General features: G+C 61.6%; 25 protein-coding genes. 13 read left to right on the forward strand and 12 right to left on the reverse strand.

Features of this window, described 5'->3' with window-relative positions:
• The first annotated feature begins 232 nt into the window (after positions 1–232).
• Positions 233–421 (forward strand): hypothetical protein, encoded by a 189-nt coding sequence (locus DM868_RS01015; protein WP_137275003.1) that lies wholly within the window; start codon positions 233–235, stop codon positions 419–421.
• Positions 422–441: 20 nt separating this feature from the next.
• Here the strand turns inward: DM868_RS01015 and DM868_RS01020 are convergent, their stop codons facing one another.
• On the reverse strand, positions 442–894 hold the full coding sequence (locus tag DM868_RS01020; RefSeq protein WP_137275004.1) for a DUF2267 domain-containing protein: 453 nt from the start codon (positions 892–894) through the stop codon (positions 442–444).
• A 284-nt stretch (positions 895–1,178) separates the two neighbouring features.
• On the opposite strand from DM868_RS01020, the gene fabG reads away from it, so the two are divergent.
• A complete protein-coding gene (fabG, locus tag DM868_RS01025; RefSeq protein WP_137275005.1) occupies positions 1,179–1,961 on the forward strand; it encodes a 3-oxoacyl-[acyl-carrier-protein] reductase in 783 nt (260 codons plus the stop codon).
• 5 nt (positions 1,962–1,966) lie between these two features.
• Here fabG and DM868_RS14975 read toward each other — a convergent pair whose 3' ends face one another.
• The gene (locus tag DM868_RS14975; protein ID WP_170964402.1) at positions 1,967–2,113 is read right to left on the reverse strand and encodes a DUF7557 family protein; all 147 of its coding nucleotides are present in this window, start codon (positions 2,111–2,113) and stop codon (positions 1,967–1,969) included.
• Between the two features lie 91 nt (positions 2,114–2,204).
• Positions 2,205–2,417 (reverse strand): dodecin, encoded by a 213-nt coding sequence (locus DM868_RS01030; protein ID WP_137275006.1) that lies wholly within the window; start codon positions 2,415–2,417, stop codon positions 2,205–2,207.
• A 179-nt stretch (positions 2,418–2,596) separates the two neighbouring features.
• Here DM868_RS01030 and DM868_RS01035 point away from each other — a divergent pair, with 179 nt between their 5' ends.
• The 3 genes from DM868_RS01035 (at position 2,597) to DM868_RS01045 (ending at position 4,063) form a co-directional block, all read left to right on the forward strand.
• Entirely contained in the window at positions 2,597–3,013 is a 417-nt protein-coding gene (locus DM868_RS01035; RefSeq protein WP_137275007.1) for a universal stress protein, read from the forward strand.
• 106 nt (positions 3,014–3,119) lie between these two features.
• On the forward strand, positions 3,120–3,569 hold the full coding sequence (locus DM868_RS01040; RefSeq protein ID WP_137275008.1) for a universal stress protein: 450 nt from the start codon (positions 3,120–3,122) through the stop codon (positions 3,567–3,569).
• 38 nt (positions 3,570–3,607) lie between these two features.
• Positions 3,608–4,063, forward strand: coding sequence for a MaoC family dehydratase (locus DM868_RS01045; RefSeq protein WP_137275009.1), 456 nt, complete (start codon positions 3,608–3,610; stop codon positions 4,061–4,063).
• Between the two features lie 48 nt (positions 4,064–4,111).
• On the opposite strand, the gene DM868_RS01050 is transcribed toward DM868_RS01045, so the two are convergent.
• The gene (locus tag DM868_RS01050) at positions 4,112–5,335 is read right to left on the reverse strand and encodes a DUF5305 domain-containing protein (RefSeq protein ID WP_137275010.1); all 1,224 of its coding nucleotides are present in this window, start codon (positions 5,333–5,335) and stop codon (positions 4,112–4,114) included.
• Positions 5,336–5,638: 303 nt separating this feature from the next.
• Here DM868_RS01050 and DM868_RS01055 point away from each other — a divergent pair, with 303 nt between their 5' ends.
• Genes DM868_RS01055 through DM868_RS15870 form a run of 3 tightly spaced genes read left to right on the forward strand, consistent with a single transcriptional unit; the run spans position 5,639 to position 6,613 of the window.
• Positions 5,639–5,839: a hypothetical protein gene (locus DM868_RS01055; protein WP_137275011.1), complete on the forward strand. Its 201-nt coding sequence runs from the start codon at positions 5,639–5,641 to the stop codon at positions 5,837–5,839.
• Complete coding sequence (locus tag DM868_RS01060; protein ID WP_137275012.1) at positions 5,832–6,431, forward strand: winged helix-turn-helix domain-containing protein; 600 nt, start codon at positions 5,832–5,834, stop codon at positions 6,429–6,431. Before DM868_RS01055 ends, DM868_RS01060 begins: the two co-directional genes overlap by 8 nt.
• 23 nt (positions 6,432–6,454) lie before the next feature.
• Entirely contained in the window at positions 6,455–6,613 is a 159-nt protein-coding gene (locus DM868_RS15870; protein ID WP_449289560.1) for a DUF7837 family putative zinc-binding protein, read from the forward strand.
• Between the two features lie 31 nt (positions 6,614–6,644).
• Here the strand turns inward: DM868_RS15870 and DM868_RS01065 are convergent, their stop codons facing one another.
• Complete coding sequence (locus DM868_RS01065) at positions 6,645–7,244, reverse strand: DUF7344 domain-containing protein (RefSeq protein ID WP_449289561.1); 600 nt, start codon at positions 7,242–7,244, stop codon at positions 6,645–6,647.
• A gap of 411 nt (positions 7,245–7,655) precedes the next feature.
• Between DM868_RS01065 and DM868_RS01070 the strand changes: the two genes are divergently transcribed.
• Together DM868_RS01070 and DM868_RS01075 are read left to right on the forward strand one after the other, a co-directional pair.
• The gene (locus DM868_RS01070; RefSeq protein ID WP_137275013.1) at positions 7,656–8,075 is read left to right on the forward strand and encodes a universal stress protein; all 420 of its coding nucleotides are present in this window, start codon (positions 7,656–7,658) and stop codon (positions 8,073–8,075) included.
• Positions 8,076–8,158: 83 nt separating this feature from the next.
• On the forward strand, positions 8,159–8,662 hold the full coding sequence (locus DM868_RS01075) for a halocyanin domain-containing protein (protein WP_137275014.1): 504 nt from the start codon (positions 8,159–8,161) through the stop codon (positions 8,660–8,662).
• 111 nt (positions 8,663–8,773) lie between these two features.
• Here DM868_RS01075 and DM868_RS01080 read toward each other — a convergent pair whose 3' ends face one another.
• From DM868_RS01080 to DM868_RS01105, 6 genes are all read right to left on the reverse strand, one after another.
• Positions 8,774–9,235 (reverse strand): pyridoxamine 5'-phosphate oxidase family protein, encoded by a 462-nt coding sequence (locus DM868_RS01080; RefSeq protein ID WP_246048994.1) that lies wholly within the window; start codon positions 9,233–9,235, stop codon positions 8,774–8,776.
• Between the two features lie 188 nt (positions 9,236–9,423).
• Positions 9,424–10,461 carry a tyrosine-type recombinase/integrase gene (locus DM868_RS01085; RefSeq protein ID WP_137275015.1) on the reverse strand — a complete coding sequence of 346 codons (1,038 nt, stop codon included), beginning with the start codon at positions 10,459–10,461 and terminating at the stop codon, positions 9,424–9,426.
• Positions 10,451–10,870, reverse strand: a complete 420-nt coding sequence (locus DM868_RS01090; protein WP_137275016.1) for a DUF5805 domain-containing protein — start codon at positions 10,868–10,870, stop codon at positions 10,451–10,453. Before DM868_RS01090 ends, DM868_RS01085 begins: the two co-directional genes overlap by 11 nt.
• A gap of 1,127 nt (positions 10,871–11,997) precedes the next feature.
• A complete protein-coding gene (locus DM868_RS01095; protein WP_137275017.1) occupies positions 11,998–12,762 on the reverse strand; it encodes an ABC transporter ATP-binding protein in 765 nt (254 codons plus the stop codon).
• Positions 12,762–13,400, reverse strand: a complete 639-nt coding sequence (locus DM868_RS01100) for an ABC transporter permease (protein ID WP_222845462.1) — start codon at positions 13,398–13,400, stop codon at positions 12,762–12,764. The genes DM868_RS01095 and DM868_RS01100 overlap by 1 nt, the downstream gene beginning before the upstream one ends.
• 80 nt (positions 13,401–13,480) lie before the next feature.
• Positions 13,481–14,461 (reverse strand): substrate-binding domain-containing protein, encoded by a 981-nt coding sequence (locus DM868_RS01105; RefSeq protein WP_137275019.1) that lies wholly within the window; start codon positions 14,459–14,461, stop codon positions 13,481–13,483.
• A gap of 137 nt (positions 14,462–14,598) precedes the next feature.
• Here DM868_RS01105 and DM868_RS01110 point away from each other — a divergent pair, with 137 nt between their 5' ends.
• The 3 genes from DM868_RS01110 (at position 14,599) to DM868_RS01120 (ending at position 16,341) form a co-directional block, all read left to right on the forward strand.
• Positions 14,599–15,297 (forward strand): LysR family transcriptional regulator, encoded by a 699-nt coding sequence (locus DM868_RS01110; protein WP_137275020.1) that lies wholly within the window; start codon positions 14,599–14,601, stop codon positions 15,295–15,297.
• Between the two features lie 65 nt (positions 15,298–15,362).
• Positions 15,363–16,046, forward strand: a complete 684-nt coding sequence (locus tag DM868_RS01115; protein WP_137275021.1) for an AzlC family ABC transporter permease — start codon at positions 15,363–15,365, stop codon at positions 16,044–16,046.
• On the forward strand, positions 16,039–16,341 hold the full coding sequence (locus DM868_RS01120; protein WP_137275022.1) for an AzlD family protein: 303 nt from the start codon (positions 16,039–16,041) through the stop codon (positions 16,339–16,341). The genes DM868_RS01115 and DM868_RS01120 overlap by 8 nt, the downstream gene beginning before the upstream one ends.
• 4 nt (positions 16,342–16,345) lie before the next feature.
• On the opposite strand, the gene DM868_RS01125 is transcribed toward DM868_RS01120, so the two are convergent.
• Entirely contained in the window at positions 16,346–17,524 is a 1,179-nt protein-coding gene (locus DM868_RS01125) for an ABC transporter ATP-binding protein (protein ID WP_137275023.1), read from the reverse strand.
• Positions 17,525–17,576 lie beyond the last annotated feature (52 nt).

The following is a 17,576-nucleotide window of genomic DNA, read 5'->3' on the forward strand; positions in this document are numbered from 1 at the left end:
CGTACAGCGACAGTACCTAACAAACATAACGCAGTTAGGTAAATACACAATTTATGCTAGTTATCCATATCCTAACTGTCGCTTTATATAAGACCCCCCCGGCGATTCGTCCCCCGCGCACGTCGTCCCTACCGATCGGCGACGGGGGTTCGTGGGCGGTCTGTGACCGAATTCGTTCGCTACGGACGTTTCGTCCTCTATTACTATACGTGGCGAATCCGATCGGTTGGCCATGGAGCCACGCGCAGAACGGGTGTGCCACGTACTGATAGCTCTCTCGTTGCTCACGCTGAGTGTCGGCATCGGATACGAGTTCGTCTTCGGGACGAAGTTAGCGGACTTTCTGGTGATCATCGCCGGGTTGCTTCTCGGCTGGATCGCGTTGTTATACTGTCTCGGGAACGCGATGTTTTGGCGGTGATACGCGTCGATTCCGCACCGCTATTGCGATCGATCCGTGCCGGGGTCCGATTCGGCTCGGGCCTCCCATCCGCCGCTGTCGGTGAGTTCGAAGAGCTTCCCCCAGTTCTCGTCGTCCGGCGATTCGGGGAGCTGGTCTCGGAGTTGTCGGAAGTCAGACTCGGGAACCGCGCCCCGCACGAAGTCGACGATCACGCGCGCCTGGTAGGCGGCGTCCGCGCCGTCCTCGTTCGTGATCTCGCTGACGCGCTCGACGAACTCCCGCCAATCGAACCGTTGGCCGTGCTCGTGAACCGCCCCGGTCATGTACCACCCGATCTCGATCGGTAACGACGCCGCGAAATCCTCCGCGTTCCCCGCCGGAATCCGCTCGCCGAGCGTCATGAGCGTCGCCCGAACCGCGCGGAGCGTCCGTCCTGTGTCGGGGAGTTCGAGGCGGTGTTGTATCTCGCCGATGAATTCGTCGAATTTCATGTGCCAGCGCTTCATCTCGGACGGATATCAATGCCGAAGTCGATTCTCACCGCGTGAAACCTGACTCGAAGCGCGGGCCTCCCTCGCGAACACGGGACACGTCCGGGGTCGCGCGTCGACCGATCCACTGCGTCTCGCTCGACGTTCTCGGTCCGCGGGAAATCTCCGTACGATTACTTTTCCCGTCGCCGTAGCGTCGTTGGGGAAGGGACGAACGCGGTACTGGAGCGAGTTCGTCGGTTCGACTCGCGACCGGCCGTACCGCCGGTCCCCCCGTTCGAGTAATGGCACTCAGCATACACGCGTCCGAAGAGGAGCACAGCCGACCGCTTCGAAACAAGACCTGTCTCGTCACCGGATCCTCCCGCGGGATCGGCAAGGAGATCGCGCTTGAGTTCGCCAGATACGGCGCTGACGTTGCGGTGAACTACCGATCATCAGCCTCGGCGGCCAACGACGTCGCGAAGGCGATCGAAGCGAACGGCGAGACCGCTTTGACGGTGCAGGCCGACGTTTCGGACCAGCAGGCGGTCGACCGAATGGCGCGGACGATCCACGAGGAGTTCGGGAACATCGATGTTCTGGTGAACAATGCGGGGATCACTGCCGATAGCACGTTCGCGAACATGACGCGCGAGGAGTGGGACCGCGTCGTCGACGTCAATTTGGGCGGAACGTTCAACTGCACCAAGGCGTTTCTCGACGATATCGAGCGGGCGGAAAACGGACGGTTGATCAACGTTTCGAGCGTCGTGGGACAGCAGGGTAACTACGGACAAGCGAACTACGCGGCGTCGAAATCCGGCCTGTTCGGCTTCACCCGAACGCTGGCGCTCGAACTCGCGAGCTCCGGATCGACGGCTAACTGCATCGCTCCCGGATTCACCGAAACGGACATGCTGCGAAGCGTTCCGGACCGCGTCAGAGAAAAGATCCTCGAGCGAATCCCGTTGGGGCGGTTCGCCGAACCGGATGACGTCGTCGGGATGGTCCGGTTTCTGGCCGGTGACGAATCGAGCTACATGACCGGTCAGGTGCTCGGCATAAACGGCGGCATGGAGTGGTAACGGGATTACTCGCTGTACCCCTCGCGGGCAAACCGCGTGCTCTCGTAGATGTTGAGCAGCTCTTCGATGAACTCTTCGTAGGTCTCGTCGTCCTCGAGGTGACCGTCGAGGCGCTCTTTCAGTTCGTCTCGGATTTCGATCTCGTATCCCATGGTGGTAGTATCGAGTGTTTTTCGCGCGTGTTTTTCGGTTGGAGATCGTAGCGTGGTGGTACTGAAACCGTTCTCGAAGCGCGCTGTCGACCTATTCTGAGACGCCTTCTTGCAGTTCGAACGCGGCCTCTATTTCTACCTGAAACTCACGCTCGGACGCCGTCGCGAGCTCGACCGATTGGTCGGTGATCGTCGCCCACTTGAGCTGCTCGAGCGTCTCCTCGGCGCGGTCGATCGCGTCGGTCGTCGCGTCCTCGAAGCTCTCGTTACTCCGGCCGATCAGTGTGATCTTCTTGAAAACCATCGCAGTAGCCACTCGATTCGCCGACGTGTTAGCTTCCGCGGTTGTTCTCGCCGAGGGAGAACTACCCGTTCGTTTGAGATGACTCCGCGCCCCGACCGAAGTCGTCACACTGGTTGGGGCATTCCCAGTCGCGCGGAGTCGCCGGTACCGATATATGGGTGCTCGTCGAGTCCATGGTCATGGGACGGCACGTACTCGTCGGCATCGACGGCTCCGACCAGTCCACGAACGCTTTAGAACACGCGCTCAGTGCGTTTCCCGACGCCGAGCTATCGGTCATCAGCGTCGTCAACCCGGTCGCGGTGACGGCCGGCGACGAATTTTTCGACGGATCGGCGTTCGAACAGCAGCGCGAGTTGGCAGAGAAACATCTCGAATCCGCCTCGGCCGTTGCCCGAGCGCACGACCGCGAGATCGACACCGACGTTCGGATCGGCGGCCCCGCTCGTGAACTCATCGCGTCCGCGACGGAGTCCGACGTAGACCACATCGTCGTCGGGAGCCACGGCCGAACCGGGCTCTCACGAATCCTGCTGGGAAGCGTCGCCGAGACGGTCGTCCGTCGATCGCCGGTTCCGGTGACCGTCGTTCGGTGACCGGCGTCTCGTCGCGAGAGTTCGACGTCGAGCCGCGGGAGCCGACACTTCTCGGCAGCCGAGAACCGCACTGGTGATTTTTCTTCCTGCAGGGGAACGGTTCGGCATGGCACTCGCACACGTCCTCGTGCCGATGGATGGATCACCGCTGTCGAAGCGGGCGTTGCGGATCGCGCTGGAAGAGCATCCCGACGCGACCGTCACCGTGTTGCACGTGATCGATCCGACGCAACCTGGATACAGCTACCCGATCGAGTCCGATCTCGATACCGAGCCGCTCCACGGGTCCGAGGACTGGTATGAACGCTCCGAAGAACTCGCAGACCAGCTCTTTTCGGAGGCGAGAGACATTGCCGCGGAGTATGACGCGACCATCGAGACAGAGACCGCAACGGGGGAGGCCGGCCGGACGATCGTCGAGTTCGCCACCGACCACGACATCGACGGGATTCTCATCGGGAGTCACGGTCGCGACGACGACGATCTCTCGCTGCTCGGAAGCGTCACCGAGACCGTCGTCTTTCGCTCGCCCGTCCGCGTCCTGCTCGTTCGCTGATTCGAAAGAATATTGGGATCCGGTACGCATGCACGCGTATGCCCAAGCTGTATTTCGAGGATGTTTCGGTCGGCACGACGTGGGAGCTGGGGACGTACGAACTGTCCAAATCGGAGATCAAATCGTTCGCGGAGCAGTACGATCCGCAACCGTTTCACCTCGACGAGGAGGCAGCAAAGGAGTCCATCTTCGAGACGCTCATCGCGAGCGGCTGGCAAACGGCGTGCATATACATTCGCCTGTTGACCGAGGGGTTTCTCGAGAGAACGTCACACATGGCTGGAAAACGGGTATCGGATCTCCAGTGGCTCCACCCGGTGTACCCGGGTGACGTTCTCACCGGGCGGATCGAGATCTTGGACCGATCGGTCTCGTCATCGAACCCCGAACGGGGATACCTCACCTATCGCGTGATCGGATCGACACAGACCGGTGAGACCGTCTTTCGGATGGATCTCGTCGGGATTTTCGGTCGACGATCGAACACTCAGTAGCCGAGGGACCGGTCGTTCGGAGGACGGTCGGCCGAGGGCTCAGTCCGGTCACGTCGGGTGGTCCGGTTCTCCGGTGACCACGCCCGACGGTGGGGCATCCGTCGTGCTCTCGGCGCGAGCGTCGGCGTCCGTCCTCGATGGCTGCGGCTCCGAATCCGCCGATTGGTCGACCGCAACGGTGGCGTCGTCCGCATCTGGCGTCTCGAACGCGTAGGTGTAGTGAAACCGCTCCCCGGCCACGAAGAACAGCTCTCGCGATGGATCCTCGATGACGCGTTCGTTGCTATCGATCGCGATATCGACGAGATCCTCGAGGGACTCCACGTCGATCCGCGTCCCCTCTAGTGCGTGTCCGGGAACGCGAGCGCGGCTGATCCAATCTCCGAACTCCGAGCGCTCCCGGTGGCGCTCGAGTGCGGTCAACTCCTCGGCCGTCGGCGACAGCTTCTCTCGTCGTTTCAGTGTCCACAGTCCAGCTGCGCCGAGTATCGAACCCAAAAGCACGACGAACGGTCCGTACGCTCGAAGCGGTCCGTACGAACCCTCCGTCTCGACTTCTGTGGTCGTCACGTGTGGGCTCCGTCCGGTTCCGCTCGGTACGACGGCGTACGTCGAGCCGCTCGGTTCGACGCCGAGTTGGGTACGGTGCGTTTCGGCTACCGTGCGACCGTCGACCGACCCCTCGACTCGAGCCGTGTAGACGATCGCGATCTCCGCACGTCCAGTGTTCGAGCCGATCTCCGATCGGATCCGATCGAGTTCGGTAGCGGCTTCGCTCACGTTGATCGACGCTGATATGGTCGCCGTCTCCCCCGGCTCGAGCGCCTCGTACCGACGCTCGTTCAGCGGCGTCGTGTGTTGCCAGTACGTTTGATTCCCCTCGCCGACCGCCCGATAGCGGAGCATCGCGTCGAGTTCGACATCGAGCCGCTCGCTCTCGTTTGCCTGAAAGGCGTACGCGTGTGTTCCGGTGAACTCTGGTGACAGCTGCGTGAAGTACACCTCCCGATCGGATAGCGTTTCTCCCCGATCGAACACCGGGTTCGACCGCTGAACCGTCGCTTGGTGGGTGAGAGATGTCGATTCCTCCCACGATGAAACGGTTCGCTGTTCGGTTTCCACCGGCGGGTTCGCGTGCGTGTAGTAGCCGATGCCTCCGGAGACGACGCCGACCAGCACGAGAACCACCACGATGCCCGACGCTCGATCGGTAATGAATTGCTTGGCTCTGATCCGCCGCATACGCCCCTCGTCCGTGTGTTTCTCGGTCATGATCTGCTGAGAGTGGTCCCCGCTCGGTTCGTTCGGTGCGTAAGCGACAGGAGCGGCGGCGACGTGTTTGTTATTCACAACATACCCCGTTATGAGATTCATAACGGGACACCTCTGCCCCACTGTCGGCTCCTTTTTGTCGCTGGCCCGTCCGAACACGGTACGATCACGGTTCAGGTGGATTCTGCGCTGCCGTATCCGAAGCCAGCCAATGTGATAAAGTAGCACGCAGTTACTCGACGAGATTCGTTTTATGACTTTTATAACTAAGATCGATACCGTGGTGTTCTGTTTTGTCCATGCGTGGTCGACGAACGGAAACTGACCGCCGCTCTATTCGTCGCCTTCAACCGGGAGGAAAGAGCCGTGAGTGAGTATCGTTACTCCGATCGTCTCACCTCCGACCGACTCGCCGCGCTCGACGTTCCGAACCGGTGTATCGGCGCCGAACAGACACCGAGGTGCGACGCAATGACTGAACTGAGCTGCGACACAAATGACTGACCAACATCAATCCTGTGACTCACCGGAATCCGTCCTCTCCGCACTCGCCGACGACGACTGTCGGGCGATTCTGGTGGCGACCGCCGACGAACCGCGAACCGTTTCGGAGCTAGTGGACTCGTGTGGAATCCCGATGGCGACCGCCTATCGGAAGGTCGACCGTCTCGCCGACATCGACCTCCTCGACGAGCGCATCAGGGTCAAACCGCGGGGACGAAACAGCCGCGAGTACCTGCTCCGAGCCGAGTCGATTCACGTTTCGATCCCCGAACCGCACAGTTCGGCGGTCACGTTCGGCTGTACGATTGCGGCGCGCAAGCCGGCCGACGGCAACCGAGCGAAGATTTCGACGGACGGTGGACAGCTTCTCGACGACGCGAAACCGGACGATCAACAACACCACCTACGGTGTATCTTCGAGCGCGTGACGGGGACGGTCGGGTTTGTCGAAACGCAGGAGCAACTCGTCTCGTCACGATACTTCGATGACGAATGCGATGCGGCACTCTCTGAGTACGTGACTGCCGCCGCCAAGGCCGACGGTCTATCGGATGCGATCACGACCCCGGAGATGAGTACCGACCACGAGTGACGACGTCCAAACCTCGATCGAACATGTTCACGAACACGAAACGGTCCGGGCGCGTCGGGCGGTGTCCGATCTGTGGCGAACCGATCACGTCCACCCAGGTTCTCATCGAATACGAGACCGCGACCGGGATACGGGTCTACGCGGAGTGTCGCAACTGTTCTGACGTCGTCCATCCCGAATAACTCTCGCCGCGTTCATTTCGCGACTGCGCCGCTACCGGTACTGGTGTATCGCGACCCCGAACAGGGCGACGATACTGAGCATTGTCCACGCCGCGGCCGGTGCCATCGCCAGGGGGCCGACGTCGAGTACGCCGCCAGTGACAACGATGCCGACCGCGCTCGCGACGTAGATCGGAACCGCTGACGGTGTGGATTCCGTTCGGGGATCGGTGTTCAGCCCCTCGAGGAACGGTTCGATCTGTGAGATGTCCTGTAACTCGATCGTTCCCCTGCTTTGATCGTATTCGATAACGCCGAGTTCGTCCATCTTCGGGAGGTGACACTGATAAAGGCCGATGTACACCCGCTTTCGCTGACTGGACGTGAGCTGTTTAATCTCGATATCGTTCTCCTTCGCCGCGATGTGTTCTGCAACCGTATCGAGCGTCGCGCTCCCGTCTGTCTGATCTCGCAGATATCTCAAAACGCCCCGTCGCCGTTGATTTCTCAAGAGATCGAAGACGTCATCCAGTGGGAGCTCACCGCCCTCACGTTTGGTGTCTATGAGGTCGTTCAGTTGCTCCCGTGATACCCCATCCCCATTTCGTCCGGTGGTTTCACCACCGGACGATGCATTCCTTGCTGTCCCCATATATGCGGTTACAGCCAACACAGTCCATAGGTAAATATGTGTCCCCTACATACTGAGAAGTGGGAATTAGGGCGCTACTCGCGGAACCGCTATCCCGCGCATAACTACATCCTTACCGACGCAGTTTCGGCGTATGCGCTGTCTGATCGTGTGCGACTGTGGGTGTGAACTGCCGGTGGAGACGGAGACGGCTCGCACAGTCTGTCCGAATTGTCGCGCCAACTATGCGGTGACTGTCACGATGATTCGGGGTTCCGAACGATCCATCCCCGAAAAGTAATCCCCGATCGACGCGTCTCGACATCCGACGGCCGTCGGTGAGCGCAGCGTGATTGCCGATCGATAACCCTCAGTTCTCAGCCAACGATAACGATGGCGTCCGCCTTTGGACGTAGCGACGCACGTCCCCGTATGTACGATACCATTCTTGTCGGCACCGACGGAAGCGCGAACGCGAACCGTGCGATCGTCCACGCGCTCGAGCACGCAGAACAGTACGGAGCGACGCTCCACGGTATCTTCGTCGTCGACACGAGCCGTCTCGACGATCCCGCACTCGGAAGCGGGGCGATCGCAACGAACGACGTCGAGGACATGGGACAGCAGTATCTCGGCGACATCGAACAGCGCGCGACGGACCTCGGAATCCCGTTCGTTGGCCGATGCTGTCACGGTCGGCCGTCCGAGGAGATCGTGCGGTACGCGGACGACATCGACGCCGACGTGATCGTCCTCGGCTATCAGGGGCAGTCACACACGGAAACGAATACGATCGGGAGCGTCACCGACCGCGTCGTACAGAGCGTTGGCCGCCCGGTACTCGTCGTCTGACCGGACTCGTTGTTTCTGTCGATAGTTTTCAGTCGCCGATAACGAGTGTAACACGGATACCCAAGGGGCGCGAACGGTCCTCCATGCAAACGACTCGCAGACAGGTCGTTCGATCCTCGACGGTGGCCCTCGCGGTGGCCGTCTCGCTCGCTGGGTGCAACGGGAACGGAAACGGCAACGGCTCGGACGACACTCCGACACCCGAACCGAGCGGACCGGAAGCGCGCCTCGACACGTATCTCACCGAGAACGACGCGAACCTCTACGACGGAAGCATCGAGGACCTGACCGGACAGGACGAGGTAACTATCCTCGTCGGTGCCGGTGACGATGGACTCGCGTACGATCCGCCCGCGGCGCGAATCGGCGTCGGGACGACGGTGATTTGGGAGTGGACCGGTCGCGGTGGCCGTCACAACGTCAACGGCGACCCCGAGATCGATTCCGACTTCGAATACACCAGCGGCGAGCTCATCGGTGAGGAGGGCCACACGTGGTCGTACACGTTCGAAGATGGCGGCGTCGCGCTCTACTACTGCGACGCACATAGAACGGTGGGGCATCACGGGGCGCTGATCGTCGAGTGACTCGGCGGGCGAGCGTTCCCGAACCGAACCCGTCTCGGCGGTCGTCGATCGCCAACCGCGCCCGCTCGATAGTGTAACATACGGTTTGTGGCGTGTCGCCCGTCGGTCGCGTTACCTCTCCGTCGACCGCCGACCCGTGATCGATTCGATCTCGAGTGCGAACACGGTCGGATCGACGTTTTCGATCGGTTCGTCGAACACTCGAAGCGGCACGAACAGCGCGTTCACCAACGCGTCGTCGAATTCGGTCGGCGGTCCGATCTCCGAAAGCGGTCCAGTTGCGATGATGCTCCAGGAGTCCCGCAGCGGATCCGCGCCGTAAACGAGAAAACACGCGGTGTGGGTCTTCGAAAGCATCTCGGTCTTTCGGCTGTCGGGATTCAATCCGAGTCTGACGTAGATTCGCTCGCCGTCGTAGTGGTAGGCGACGGGGATCGCGTAGCTGTCGCCGCCGTCGGCGAGCGCGAGAACACCGACCGCCTCTCCGCGGAGACGCGCTGTGACTTCGTCGTCCGTCATCCCGATGCTGTACGCAAACCTGATGTCCGTCATCTCCGTTCGAGGATCGCCCATGACGGTAATACGAGCGGATTCCTCGAAAGTCTACCTACGCGAGTACCCCTGATCTCCGTCTATTCAGGTGCGTAAACACTCGCCCCCGGTACCACGAATTTGATATAGCAATATACACTTTATTCATTTGAAATCGGACTCGAAGATACGAAATATATCTGATATATGCCTCGGGCGCCCCGGGTCAGTCACAACATCGCGTACATACTGTCTTCGTAGACCGACCTCACCCTGTCCCCCCAGCTGTGGGTGTACGTATCGATGACGTCCGTTGCAACGTCGCCTCGGAGGTACTTCACGATGCCTCGATCCCCCGTTCGATCGCGCAGATGCGTCGTGAAAAAGTGTCGGAAGTAATGGGGGGTGATGTTCTCCTCCGCACCGCCGCCGCTTCGGTACCACCCCCGCTCGGACGCGTGCGAGGCGACCATGTTTCGGACCATCGGTGGCGTGATCCGCCGCCCCCACTCGCTCGTCGAGCAAAAAAGCGGCTCTGCGGGGGATTCGACGTCCGGCCGTATCGCGAGCCACGTTTTCAACAACCGCTTCAGTTCGGCATCCATCGGGACCACGGTGTCGCGTTTTCGCTTGTTCGACGCCGTCCGCGATTCACCGTTGTACGGCTCGCCTCGTGCTGGATCGCTCGAAACGTATATCGAGTCCGGTCGGCCGTCGAGCGCACCTCGGTGTGGGACCGAAAACGTCTCGCCGACCTCCGTATCGTCGATGTAGATGTCGCGTAAATCGAGATTACAGCACTCCCCGACGCGCATCCCCGTTTTCAACAGCGTCCCAATCACGGCACGTTCGAGGGGATGTGATATCTCCCCGAAAAATGACCGCATCTCTTCGATCGATATCTCACGCCGTGCAGGGTCCGTATCGATCGATTCGTCCATCTCCTCTGTGACGAGTGCCATCGGATTCGAATCGAACGCACCGACCTGCGTCATATACGCGTAGAACCGATGTACGTAGGCTGCGTACGATGCTACGGTGCTATCGGCGTGATCGCTCCGAAGCGAGTGTACCCAGGTCATACAAGCCCGTTCATCCGTGCTGGAGAGCGCCGTCCCCCGCTCTTCGAGGAATGCCTCGAACGAACGGAGAACGCGCTCGTAGGCACCTCTCGTCCGTTCACTTCGACCGTGGAAGGTCATGTCCTGCAGGAAGTACGCGATCGGATCGGCGGGGTCGGATCCGACCGATCGATCGTCAACGCCCATCGTCTACCACCGTGTAGCCGCCGTGTCGGCCGCTGTATCTGATCCGGTCTTCGGACTGCAGTTCGTCGAGGGTGTCGTCGAGTCGCTCCTCGATATCGTCGGTGACGCCCGCGAGTAGTGCATCCCAGTCCGCGAACTCCGACGCGTCGAGGACGTCGAGAACCCGCCTATGGAGGTCATCTACCCTGGGGGTTGGGTTGGCTGTTTCGGCTTTCACGGCCATACTGGTACTGCTATTTAAATCATTTCCATCAGTATTTAAATCAAACCCCCGCCGGCCCGCTTGAACCATCGTTCGGACGTATTCCGCCTGGCTCATGTCGAGTTTCTCGGCCTCCCGTTGCCAACGGTTTCGCTGCGCCGATGTGACGTACGTCTGCACTGAGACGCGATCGCCGCTTTTCGCCATACAGCCGCGTTCGTCCCCTTCCTACATCAATGTACGTCAGACGAGAGGATAAGAGCTTTTATCGATTGAAATAATGCGCCGTTTCCCACACACCAGTAAAGTTATCAATTAATCTAATTTGAAGCATCTGCTTATAGTTTATAAAAATCGATAATTAGTTTATGCCCCATGCCAACATATGTTGACTGCAGTGCTTTCCATTGTTGAGCCTATCGCCCGCAACTCGTGCTGGACGGGATTCGGCCGTAGTGTTGGGGTCGTGGGATGTCGCCGTTCGCGGAACGCGTCGGTCGCATCGCAACTCCCTCTCGACGGCCCTGACAATTAATGGAGAGCCGTCGATACTCAGCTGTCTACGAGGGGGCCGGGCGTTCGCTTGCGGCGCGTTCTGGTGTGGAATGGCCTGCACGCGCCTAACAAAACGAGGTTCGATCTGGTGTGAGGGGAGTCACAGCGGAAGTTCGAACGCCGGTGGGTGTATTCGTCTGCTGTCGAACGCACGGCGGATCTCACGGGTTCGGTCGCGATGGTGGTCGTTTCGGAAGCCGTACGTGTTCTCCACGTACTCGGCTCCGCTAAACGTCCCCTTCGTCGATGTCTGACTGTTGAATCTCTCCAATCAATTACTGATGAGGCCTGCGAGCGTGTCTCGCCCGCCGGTAGCGGGCCTCCTTGAGCCAACGTTGGGGGTCGAGCGAGTTCGGGCAACGGCCCTGTACCGCTAGCACCTGATGAACACAGCGCCTTCGGAGGGATCGTAATTGGGTGGTGGCTGGCGCTCGGGTCGGCTGATCCGTAGTTGGCAGTGTTGCCTGGGGCTCGTACTGCGTATCGGGCGATTTCAAAATAATAAACAAGTTTATTAATTCTTATCCGATCCGCCCGGCAGCCAACAAATAAACCACATGCTGCTATATTCAAATGGGGCGAACTTTTCAATTGATCCCGGCCTCACGGTACCGAGAATTGTGATAGCGGTTCGTCAAGCGATTTCTCGGGCGGCGACGGCCGCACAGCCGATCGAACACGCCTTCAGCCCAGCCACGATGTTCCAGTGAAGAGCGAACTCGGGTACGGAACACTTTGGAAAGCGGAGTTTACCCGGTGAAGGGGGTACGCCCGTCGAATCAGTAGATCAGTTCTCCGGCGATGAATTTCCGAGTCCGGTCGTCCGATGGATTCTCGAAGATCACGTCGGTCGGTGCGATCTCGGTAATGCCGTCACCGAGCAGCACGGCGACTCGATCCGCGACCCGCTCTGCTTGATGCATGTCATGCGTCGCCACGACGACTCCGATCCCCCGATTACGGGCCTCGGCGATCGCCTCCTCGATGACGGCGGTGTTTCGCGGGTCCAGATCCGAGGTCGGCTCGTCGAGCAGCAGAATATCCGGATCGTAGGCCAACGCGCGGGCGAACGACACGCGCTGTGCCTCACCGCCCGAGAGCGATTTTCCGTGTTGGTCCACCTTGTCTCTCAGTCCGACGATCTCCAGGGACTCACGGACGGCATCGGCTGTTCCGTTGGGACGGACGATCGAGCGGAGTTCGCTCCGGAGCCGATCGGTCCACGATCTCCGGATGCGGAGCCCGTACTCGACGTTCCGGGCGACCGAGGCGTCGAACAGACTCGCCTGTTGAAACACCATCCCGATGCACCGTCGCAACGAAAGGCGCTCGGCTTGATCGACGGCCCACACGTCCGTACCGTCGAAGACGACCGATCCGTCATCCGGTTCGAGCGAAAGCGCCAACATCTGTAGCAGCGTCGTCTTGCCGACGCCGGAAGGCCCGATGACGGCGACGACCTCACCGGGACTGATCTCGATCGAGAGGTCCCGGAAGACGGAGTCGCCGTCGTAGGACTTCGACGCCATCACCGTTCGGAGCATCAGCGTTGCACCCCTCGATCGCCGAACCGGACGACGATCGCGTTGACTGTCAACACGAGCACCACCAAGACGGCCCCGAGTATCATCGCCGTCTCGTACTGTCCCTGACGGGCCTCGAGTTGGATGGCGGTCGTCAGGGTTCGCGTCTTCGAGATGCCGTCCGCGCTCGTGATGTTCCCCCCGACGATGAGGACGGATCCGACCTCGCTGATGGCGCGGCCGAACCCGGCCAAGATCGCCGTTGCGATCCCGTATCGGGCTTCTTTGAGCACGACCAGCGCTACGTCGATGCGCGTTCCGCCGAGGACGCGCGCGGCGGCGCGAACGTCGTCGCTCACCCCGGTGATCGCCGCGAGGGAGATCGCCGCGATCGGCGGCGTCGCGAGCACGAACTGCGATATGATCATCGCTTCCTTGGTGAAGATGAGCTCCAGCGGTCCCAGTGGCCCCTGATTGGAGACGGCGAACAGCACGACGAGCCCGACGACTACACTGGGAAAGCCCATCCCCGTGTTGATGATCGACTTTACCAACTGCTTGCCGGGGAACTCCGTGAATCCCATGACGATGGCGACCGGAATGCTGAACAGCGTGCTCAGCGTGACGGCGATGAGACTCACGTACAGAGAGACGTACATCACGCTCCAGACGTAGCCGTCCCTGAACGGCAGATCGAGGATCGTCGGCAACAGTTGTGCGACTGGTTCGAGCGGCACGCTTACTCGTCGGACGAGTCGCTACTCCAACCTTCCGGGACGTACTGTTGGAAGTCAGAGTCTTCGGAGACAGCTTCGGGGAAGAACAGTTGCTCGTCGTTGACTTGATACTCCGAGATGGCAGCCTGCGCGTCCGGACTGGTGATCCACCCGATGTAGGCCATCGCGAGATCGTAGTTCGCGTTGTCGTGTACGCCGGGGTTGACCGCCATGATTCCGTACGGGTTCGCGAGTATCTCGGGGCCGCCCTCGATCGGGCCCTGAACGTGGATCACGAGGTCGAGTTCCGAGCGCTGTGAGATGAACGTCCCGCGGTCGGAGAGCGTGTAGGCGCCCTGTTGGTTGGCGTTGTTCAGCGCCTCGCCCATCCCGGTTCCCGTCTCCTGATACCAGTCCCCGCCCGGATCGGCTCCCGCGGCTTCCCACAGGTTGAGCTCTTTCGTGTGCGTCCCGGAGTTGTCCCCCCGCGAGACGAACGTCGCCTCGGCCTCGGCGATGGCGGTGAGCGCCTCCGTCGCCGAACCCATCCCCTGGATGCCGGCCGGATCGCTCTCGGGACCCACGATGACGAAATCGTTGAACATGAGGTCGCGGCGGTTGACTCCGTAGCCGTTTCGCATGAACTCGTCTTCGAGCCCTCGGGCGTGGACCATCACGATGTCGGAATCACCGTTTCGAGCTGTTTCGAGGGCCGCGCCCGTCCCCTGTGCGACCGCGTCGACCTCGACGCCGTACATTTCCTCGAAGTGGGGGTGAATCGCGTCGAGCAATCCCGTGTCGTAGGTGCTCGTCGTCGTTGTGAGCGTTAGGGTCTCACCGGCGACTCCCGGCCGTTCATCGCTCGACTGCCCGGTGCCGTCTCCGGACTCACCGTTTGCGTTCCCGGACTGGTTGTTCCCGTCTCCGAACTGGGCACAGCCTGCGGTGCTCGCGAACGCTCCCGCACCGATCGCAGCGATGAACTTCCGCCGTTGTATCGTCATAGAAACACCGTCGGACTGATACTAAATATACCTTCCGCCACGGGCCAACTGCGGCCGGGTGTGTCACCGTCTGGGCCGCTATCTCCGAGTTCGACCGTGCGAACGTGTTTTATATCGCCGCGGACACCATTCGGGCGATGGACGAAACGAGAGGAGATGCGCGAGCCGCGATCACCGTCGACGGAACTGAGTTCGACGCGCGCGATCGCGCGCTCTTGGATGCGATCCACCGCACCGGCTCAGTCGCCGGAGCAGCCGCCGAACTCGGTCGGTCTCGCGCCCGTTCGCTCGCTCGGATCGAAGCGCTCGAAACGGCGTTCGGGACGCTCGTCGAACGCCAGCGAGGTGGGAGCGGCGGCGGCGGAAGCCGTCTCACCGACAACGGCCGTTCTATGTTGGACCGATACGATCGGCTATCGATCACGCTCGACGCCGCGGCCCGCGTCCCGGAAACCGTCCTCGACGGCGTCGTCGTGGTGCTCGACGGCGAGTTGGCGACCGTCGAAACGAGAATCGGCGAGATCGGCGGCCTCCACGACGGGATCGACGTCGGCGATCGCGTCCAACTCCGAATCGGCGCGGACGCGATCACGATCCACGGCATCGAGGCGACGCCCGATCCGGACGTGACGAGCGCCCGAAACCGGCAGTCAGGCGGCGTCTCAGCGATCGAGTGCGGCGAAACGGTGCAAACGGTCCACGTGGACGTCGGTGGGATCGACGTGCCGGTGCTCGTCACGGAGACGAGCGCGTCGACGCTCGAACTTCGCGAGGGGCGAGCGGTCGCGATCACGTGGAAGGCGACGGCAACGCGACTCGCTCGGCGGACGAGGTAACGCGCCACGTCCCGAGAGAGATCCGTTACGGAACCTACAAGCCCGGGGGAATATCACGGGTACGTATGTCGATTTCGTTCGACCGGAGTGGGGTGATCGCGGGGTTCTGGGCGGGGTTGCCGGTCGCCATCGGCGTGGGTGGGTACGGGATCGCCTTCGGCGTCATCGCTCGGCAGTCCGGACTCTCCGTCGCGGAAGCCACGCTCATGAGCGCGTTCGTTCTGGCGGGTGCCTCGCAACTCATCGCGGTCGAGTTGTGGGGGTCGCCGCTTCCGGTCGTCGCCATCCTCGTGACGACGCTCATCGTCAACTTGCGATACGTGCTAATGAGCGCGTCGCTTCGACCGTGGTTCAAACATCTCTCGACCGGTCGCGCCTACGGGAGTCTGTTCTTCATCACCGATGAGACGTGGGCGCTCTCGATCGCCGATCTCCGAACCGGCGCAAAGCGCGGGGCGTTCCTACTTGGTTCCGGACTCGCACTCTGGTCGCTTTGGGTCGGAACGACAGCCGTCGGTGCCGTGGTCGGCAGCGCGATCGCCGACCCGGAGCGGTTCGGGCTGGACTTCGTGCTCACGGCGATCTTCGTCGTCCTGGCGATCGGCCTCTGGCGCGGAACCGATGATGTCGCCCCCTGGACGGCTGCCGTCATCGTCGCGGTCGCCGGTTCGAACGCGCTCTCGGGCAGTTGGTACATCCTGCTCGGCGGGCTCGCGGGGAGTCTCGTGGCGGTGATCCGCCATGGTTGAGCTCGACGGGCTCGTCGTCGCCGTCATCCTCGGGATGGCCATCGTCACCTACCTGACGAAAGCGGGCGGGCTGTGGCTACTTGGGCGGATCGAGATCGGCGAACGAACGGAAGCGGGTCTCGAAGCGCTCCCGGGAGCGATCATCGTTGCCATCGTCGCGCCAGAACTCGCCGCCGGCGGCCCCGCAGAATGGACGGCCGCCGCGGTCGCAGTTGTCGTCGCCGTGCGGACGGACAACCTTCTCGTCGCGCTCGGTTCGGCGATCGGGGTCGTCGTGGTACTGCGCGGCCTGTGAGACGTTAGTCGGTATCGGTGCCGCCGTCGGCTATCTTCCGCTCGCCGCGGGGGAACCACGCGAGTTCGTGTTCCGCATCGAGGCTCACGAACACCGGGTCGTCGTGCGACACCTTGTCCGCGTGGTTGTGCATGCAGCCGACGACGTCCCCGGAGTCGATCTCGACGCGATAGAGTACGGTCGGGCCGAGATAGCGGCGGTGGACGACCTCCCCGTTCGCCTCCTCGGGCTCGACGCGGCGGGCGCGAACGTCGTCCGGTCGGACCATGAGATCGATCTTCGAGCCGTGGTAGTCGTCGGTGAGCCCGTGAACGCGATCGAGCGGGACACAGCCCACGCCGGTCTCCACGCAGTCCTCTCTGACGGAGCCGGCAACGAACGACGCGTGTCCGAGAAAGCCGGCGACGAATTTGGATTCCGGTTGCTGGAACACCTCTTCGGGCGTCCCTACCTGTTCGAGGTTCCCCTCGCTCATCACCGCGACGCGATCGGAGATCGACATCGCTTCCTCCTGGTCGTGCGTGACCGAAACCGCGGTGACGCCGGCTTCCTTCAGGATATCGCGGACCTCCTCGCGCATCTCGACTCTGAGGTCGACGTCGAGATTCGAGAACGGCTCGTCGAGGAGGAGGAGCCGCGGTTCCGGGGCCAGCGACCGGGCCAGCGCGACGCGCTGTTGTTGGCCGCCTGAAAGCTCTTCGGGGGCCTTCTCGCCGTGATCTTCGAGCCCGACGAGTTCGAGAAGGTTATCGACGCGCGCCTCGCGCTCGGCCTCGGGCCGCTCCTGTATCCCGAAGGCGATGTTATCACGGGCCGAGAGATGCGGAAAGAGCGCGAACTCCTGAAAGACGACCCCGACATCGCGCTGTTCTGCGGGAACGAAATCGCTGCCGGTGACCGCTTCGCCGTCGAGTCGAACGACGCCACCATCGGGTTCTTCGAGCCCGGCGATCAGCCGAAGCGTCGTCGTTTTCCCGCACCCGGAGGGGCCGAGGAGGGTCAACAGCTCCCCCTCGTTGACGGTCAACGAGAGGTCGCTAATCACGGTAGTCTCGTCGTACGATTTGTCGATCGAATCGAGTTCGAGTACGGTTCGCGATTCGGACGACGCGTTCGTCGACGGGGTGTCTCCCGTCGAGTCGTGCGCTGCGGGCGTGCTCCGCCGTTGGAGCTCACTGGACACCGCGACCACCTCCGGACCTCCGATCCGACGACCCTACGATCATTGTCCCCTA

The organism is Natronomonas salsuginis, from assembly GCF_005239135.1.
Classification (GTDB): domain Archaea; phylum Halobacteriota; class Halobacteria; order Halobacteriales; family Haloarculaceae; genus Natronomonas; species Natronomonas salsuginis.

What these genes read in the sequence shown, in the direction of transcription:
- DM868_RS01015 (WP_137275003.1), top strand. Translation starts at nt 233, where the DNA reads ATGGAGCCACGCGCAGAACGGGTGTGCCACGTACTGATAGCTCTCTCG.
- DM868_RS15870 (WP_449289560.1), top strand. Translation starts at nt 6,455, where the DNA reads ATGTTCACGAACACGAAACGGTCCGGGCGCGTCGGGCGGTGTCCGATC.
- fabG (WP_137275005.1), top strand. Translation starts at nt 1,179, where the DNA reads ATGGCACTCAGCATACACGCGTCCGAAGAGGAGCACAGCCGACCGCTT.
- DM868_RS01120 (WP_137275022.1), top strand. Translation starts at nt 16,039, where the DNA reads ATGGTTGAGCTCGACGGGCTCGTCGTCGCCGTCATCCTCGGGATGGCC.
- DM868_RS01035 (WP_137275007.1), top strand. Translation starts at nt 2,597, where the DNA reads ATGGGACGGCACGTACTCGTCGGCATCGACGGCTCCGACCAGTCCACG.
- DM868_RS14975 (WP_170964402.1), bottom strand. Translation starts at nt 2,113, where the DNA reads ATGGGATACGAGATCGAAATCCGAGACGAACTGAAAGAGCGCCTCGAC.
- DM868_RS01085 (WP_137275015.1), bottom strand. Translation starts at nt 10,461, where the DNA reads ATGGGCGTTGACGATCGATCGGTCGGATCCGACCCCGCCGATCCGATC.
- DM868_RS01105 (WP_137275019.1), bottom strand. Translation starts at nt 14,461, where the DNA reads ATGACGATACAACGGCGGAAGTTCATCGCTGCGATCGGTGCGGGAGCG.
- DM868_RS01065 (WP_449289561.1), bottom strand. Translation starts at nt 7,244, where the DNA reads ATGGGGACAGCAAGGAATGCATCGTCCGGTGGTGAAACCACCGGACGA.
- DM868_RS01110 (WP_137275020.1), top strand. Translation starts at nt 14,599, where the DNA reads ATGGACGAAACGAGAGGAGATGCGCGAGCCGCGATCACCGTCGACGGA.
- DM868_RS01095 (WP_137275017.1), bottom strand. Translation starts at nt 12,762, where the DNA reads ATGCTCCGAACGGTGATGGCGTCGAAGTCCTACGACGGCGACTCCGTC.
- DM868_RS01040 (WP_137275008.1), top strand. Translation starts at nt 3,120, where the DNA reads ATGGCACTCGCACACGTCCTCGTGCCGATGGATGGATCACCGCTGTCG.
- DM868_RS01090 (WP_137275016.1), bottom strand. Translation starts at nt 10,870, where the DNA reads ATGGCGAAAAGCGGCGATCGCGTCTCAGTGCAGACGTACGTCACATCG.
- DM868_RS01050 (WP_137275010.1), bottom strand. Translation starts at nt 5,335, where the DNA reads ATGACCGAGAAACACACGGACGAGGGGCGTATGCGGCGGATCAGAGCC.
- DM868_RS01115 (WP_137275021.1), top strand. Translation starts at nt 15,363, where the DNA reads ATGTCGATTTCGTTCGACCGGAGTGGGGTGATCGCGGGGTTCTGGGCG.
- DM868_RS01020 (WP_137275004.1), bottom strand. Translation starts at nt 894, where the DNA reads ATGAAATTCGACGAATTCATCGGCGAGATACAACACCGCCTCGAACTC.
- DM868_RS01070 (WP_137275013.1), top strand. Translation starts at nt 7,656, where the DNA reads ATGTACGATACCATTCTTGTCGGCACCGACGGAAGCGCGAACGCGAAC.
- DM868_RS01075 (WP_137275014.1), top strand. Translation starts at nt 8,159, where the DNA reads ATGCAAACGACTCGCAGACAGGTCGTTCGATCCTCGACGGTGGCCCTC.
- DM868_RS01100 (WP_222845462.1), bottom strand. Translation starts at nt 13,400, where the DNA reads ATGTACGTCTCTCTGTACGTGAGTCTCATCGCCGTCACGCTGAGCACG.
- DM868_RS01060 (WP_137275012.1), top strand. Translation starts at nt 5,832, where the DNA reads ATGACTGACCAACATCAATCCTGTGACTCACCGGAATCCGTCCTCTCC.
- DM868_RS01045 (WP_137275009.1), top strand. Translation starts at nt 3,608, where the DNA reads ATGCCCAAGCTGTATTTCGAGGATGTTTCGGTCGGCACGACGTGGGAG.
- DM868_RS01080 (WP_246048994.1), bottom strand. Translation starts at nt 9,235, where the DNA reads ATGGGCGATCCTCGAACGGAGATGACGGACATCAGGTTTGCGTACAGC.
- DM868_RS01030 (WP_137275006.1), bottom strand. Translation starts at nt 2,417, where the DNA reads ATGGTTTTCAAGAAGATCACACTGATCGGCCGGAGTAACGAGAGCTTC.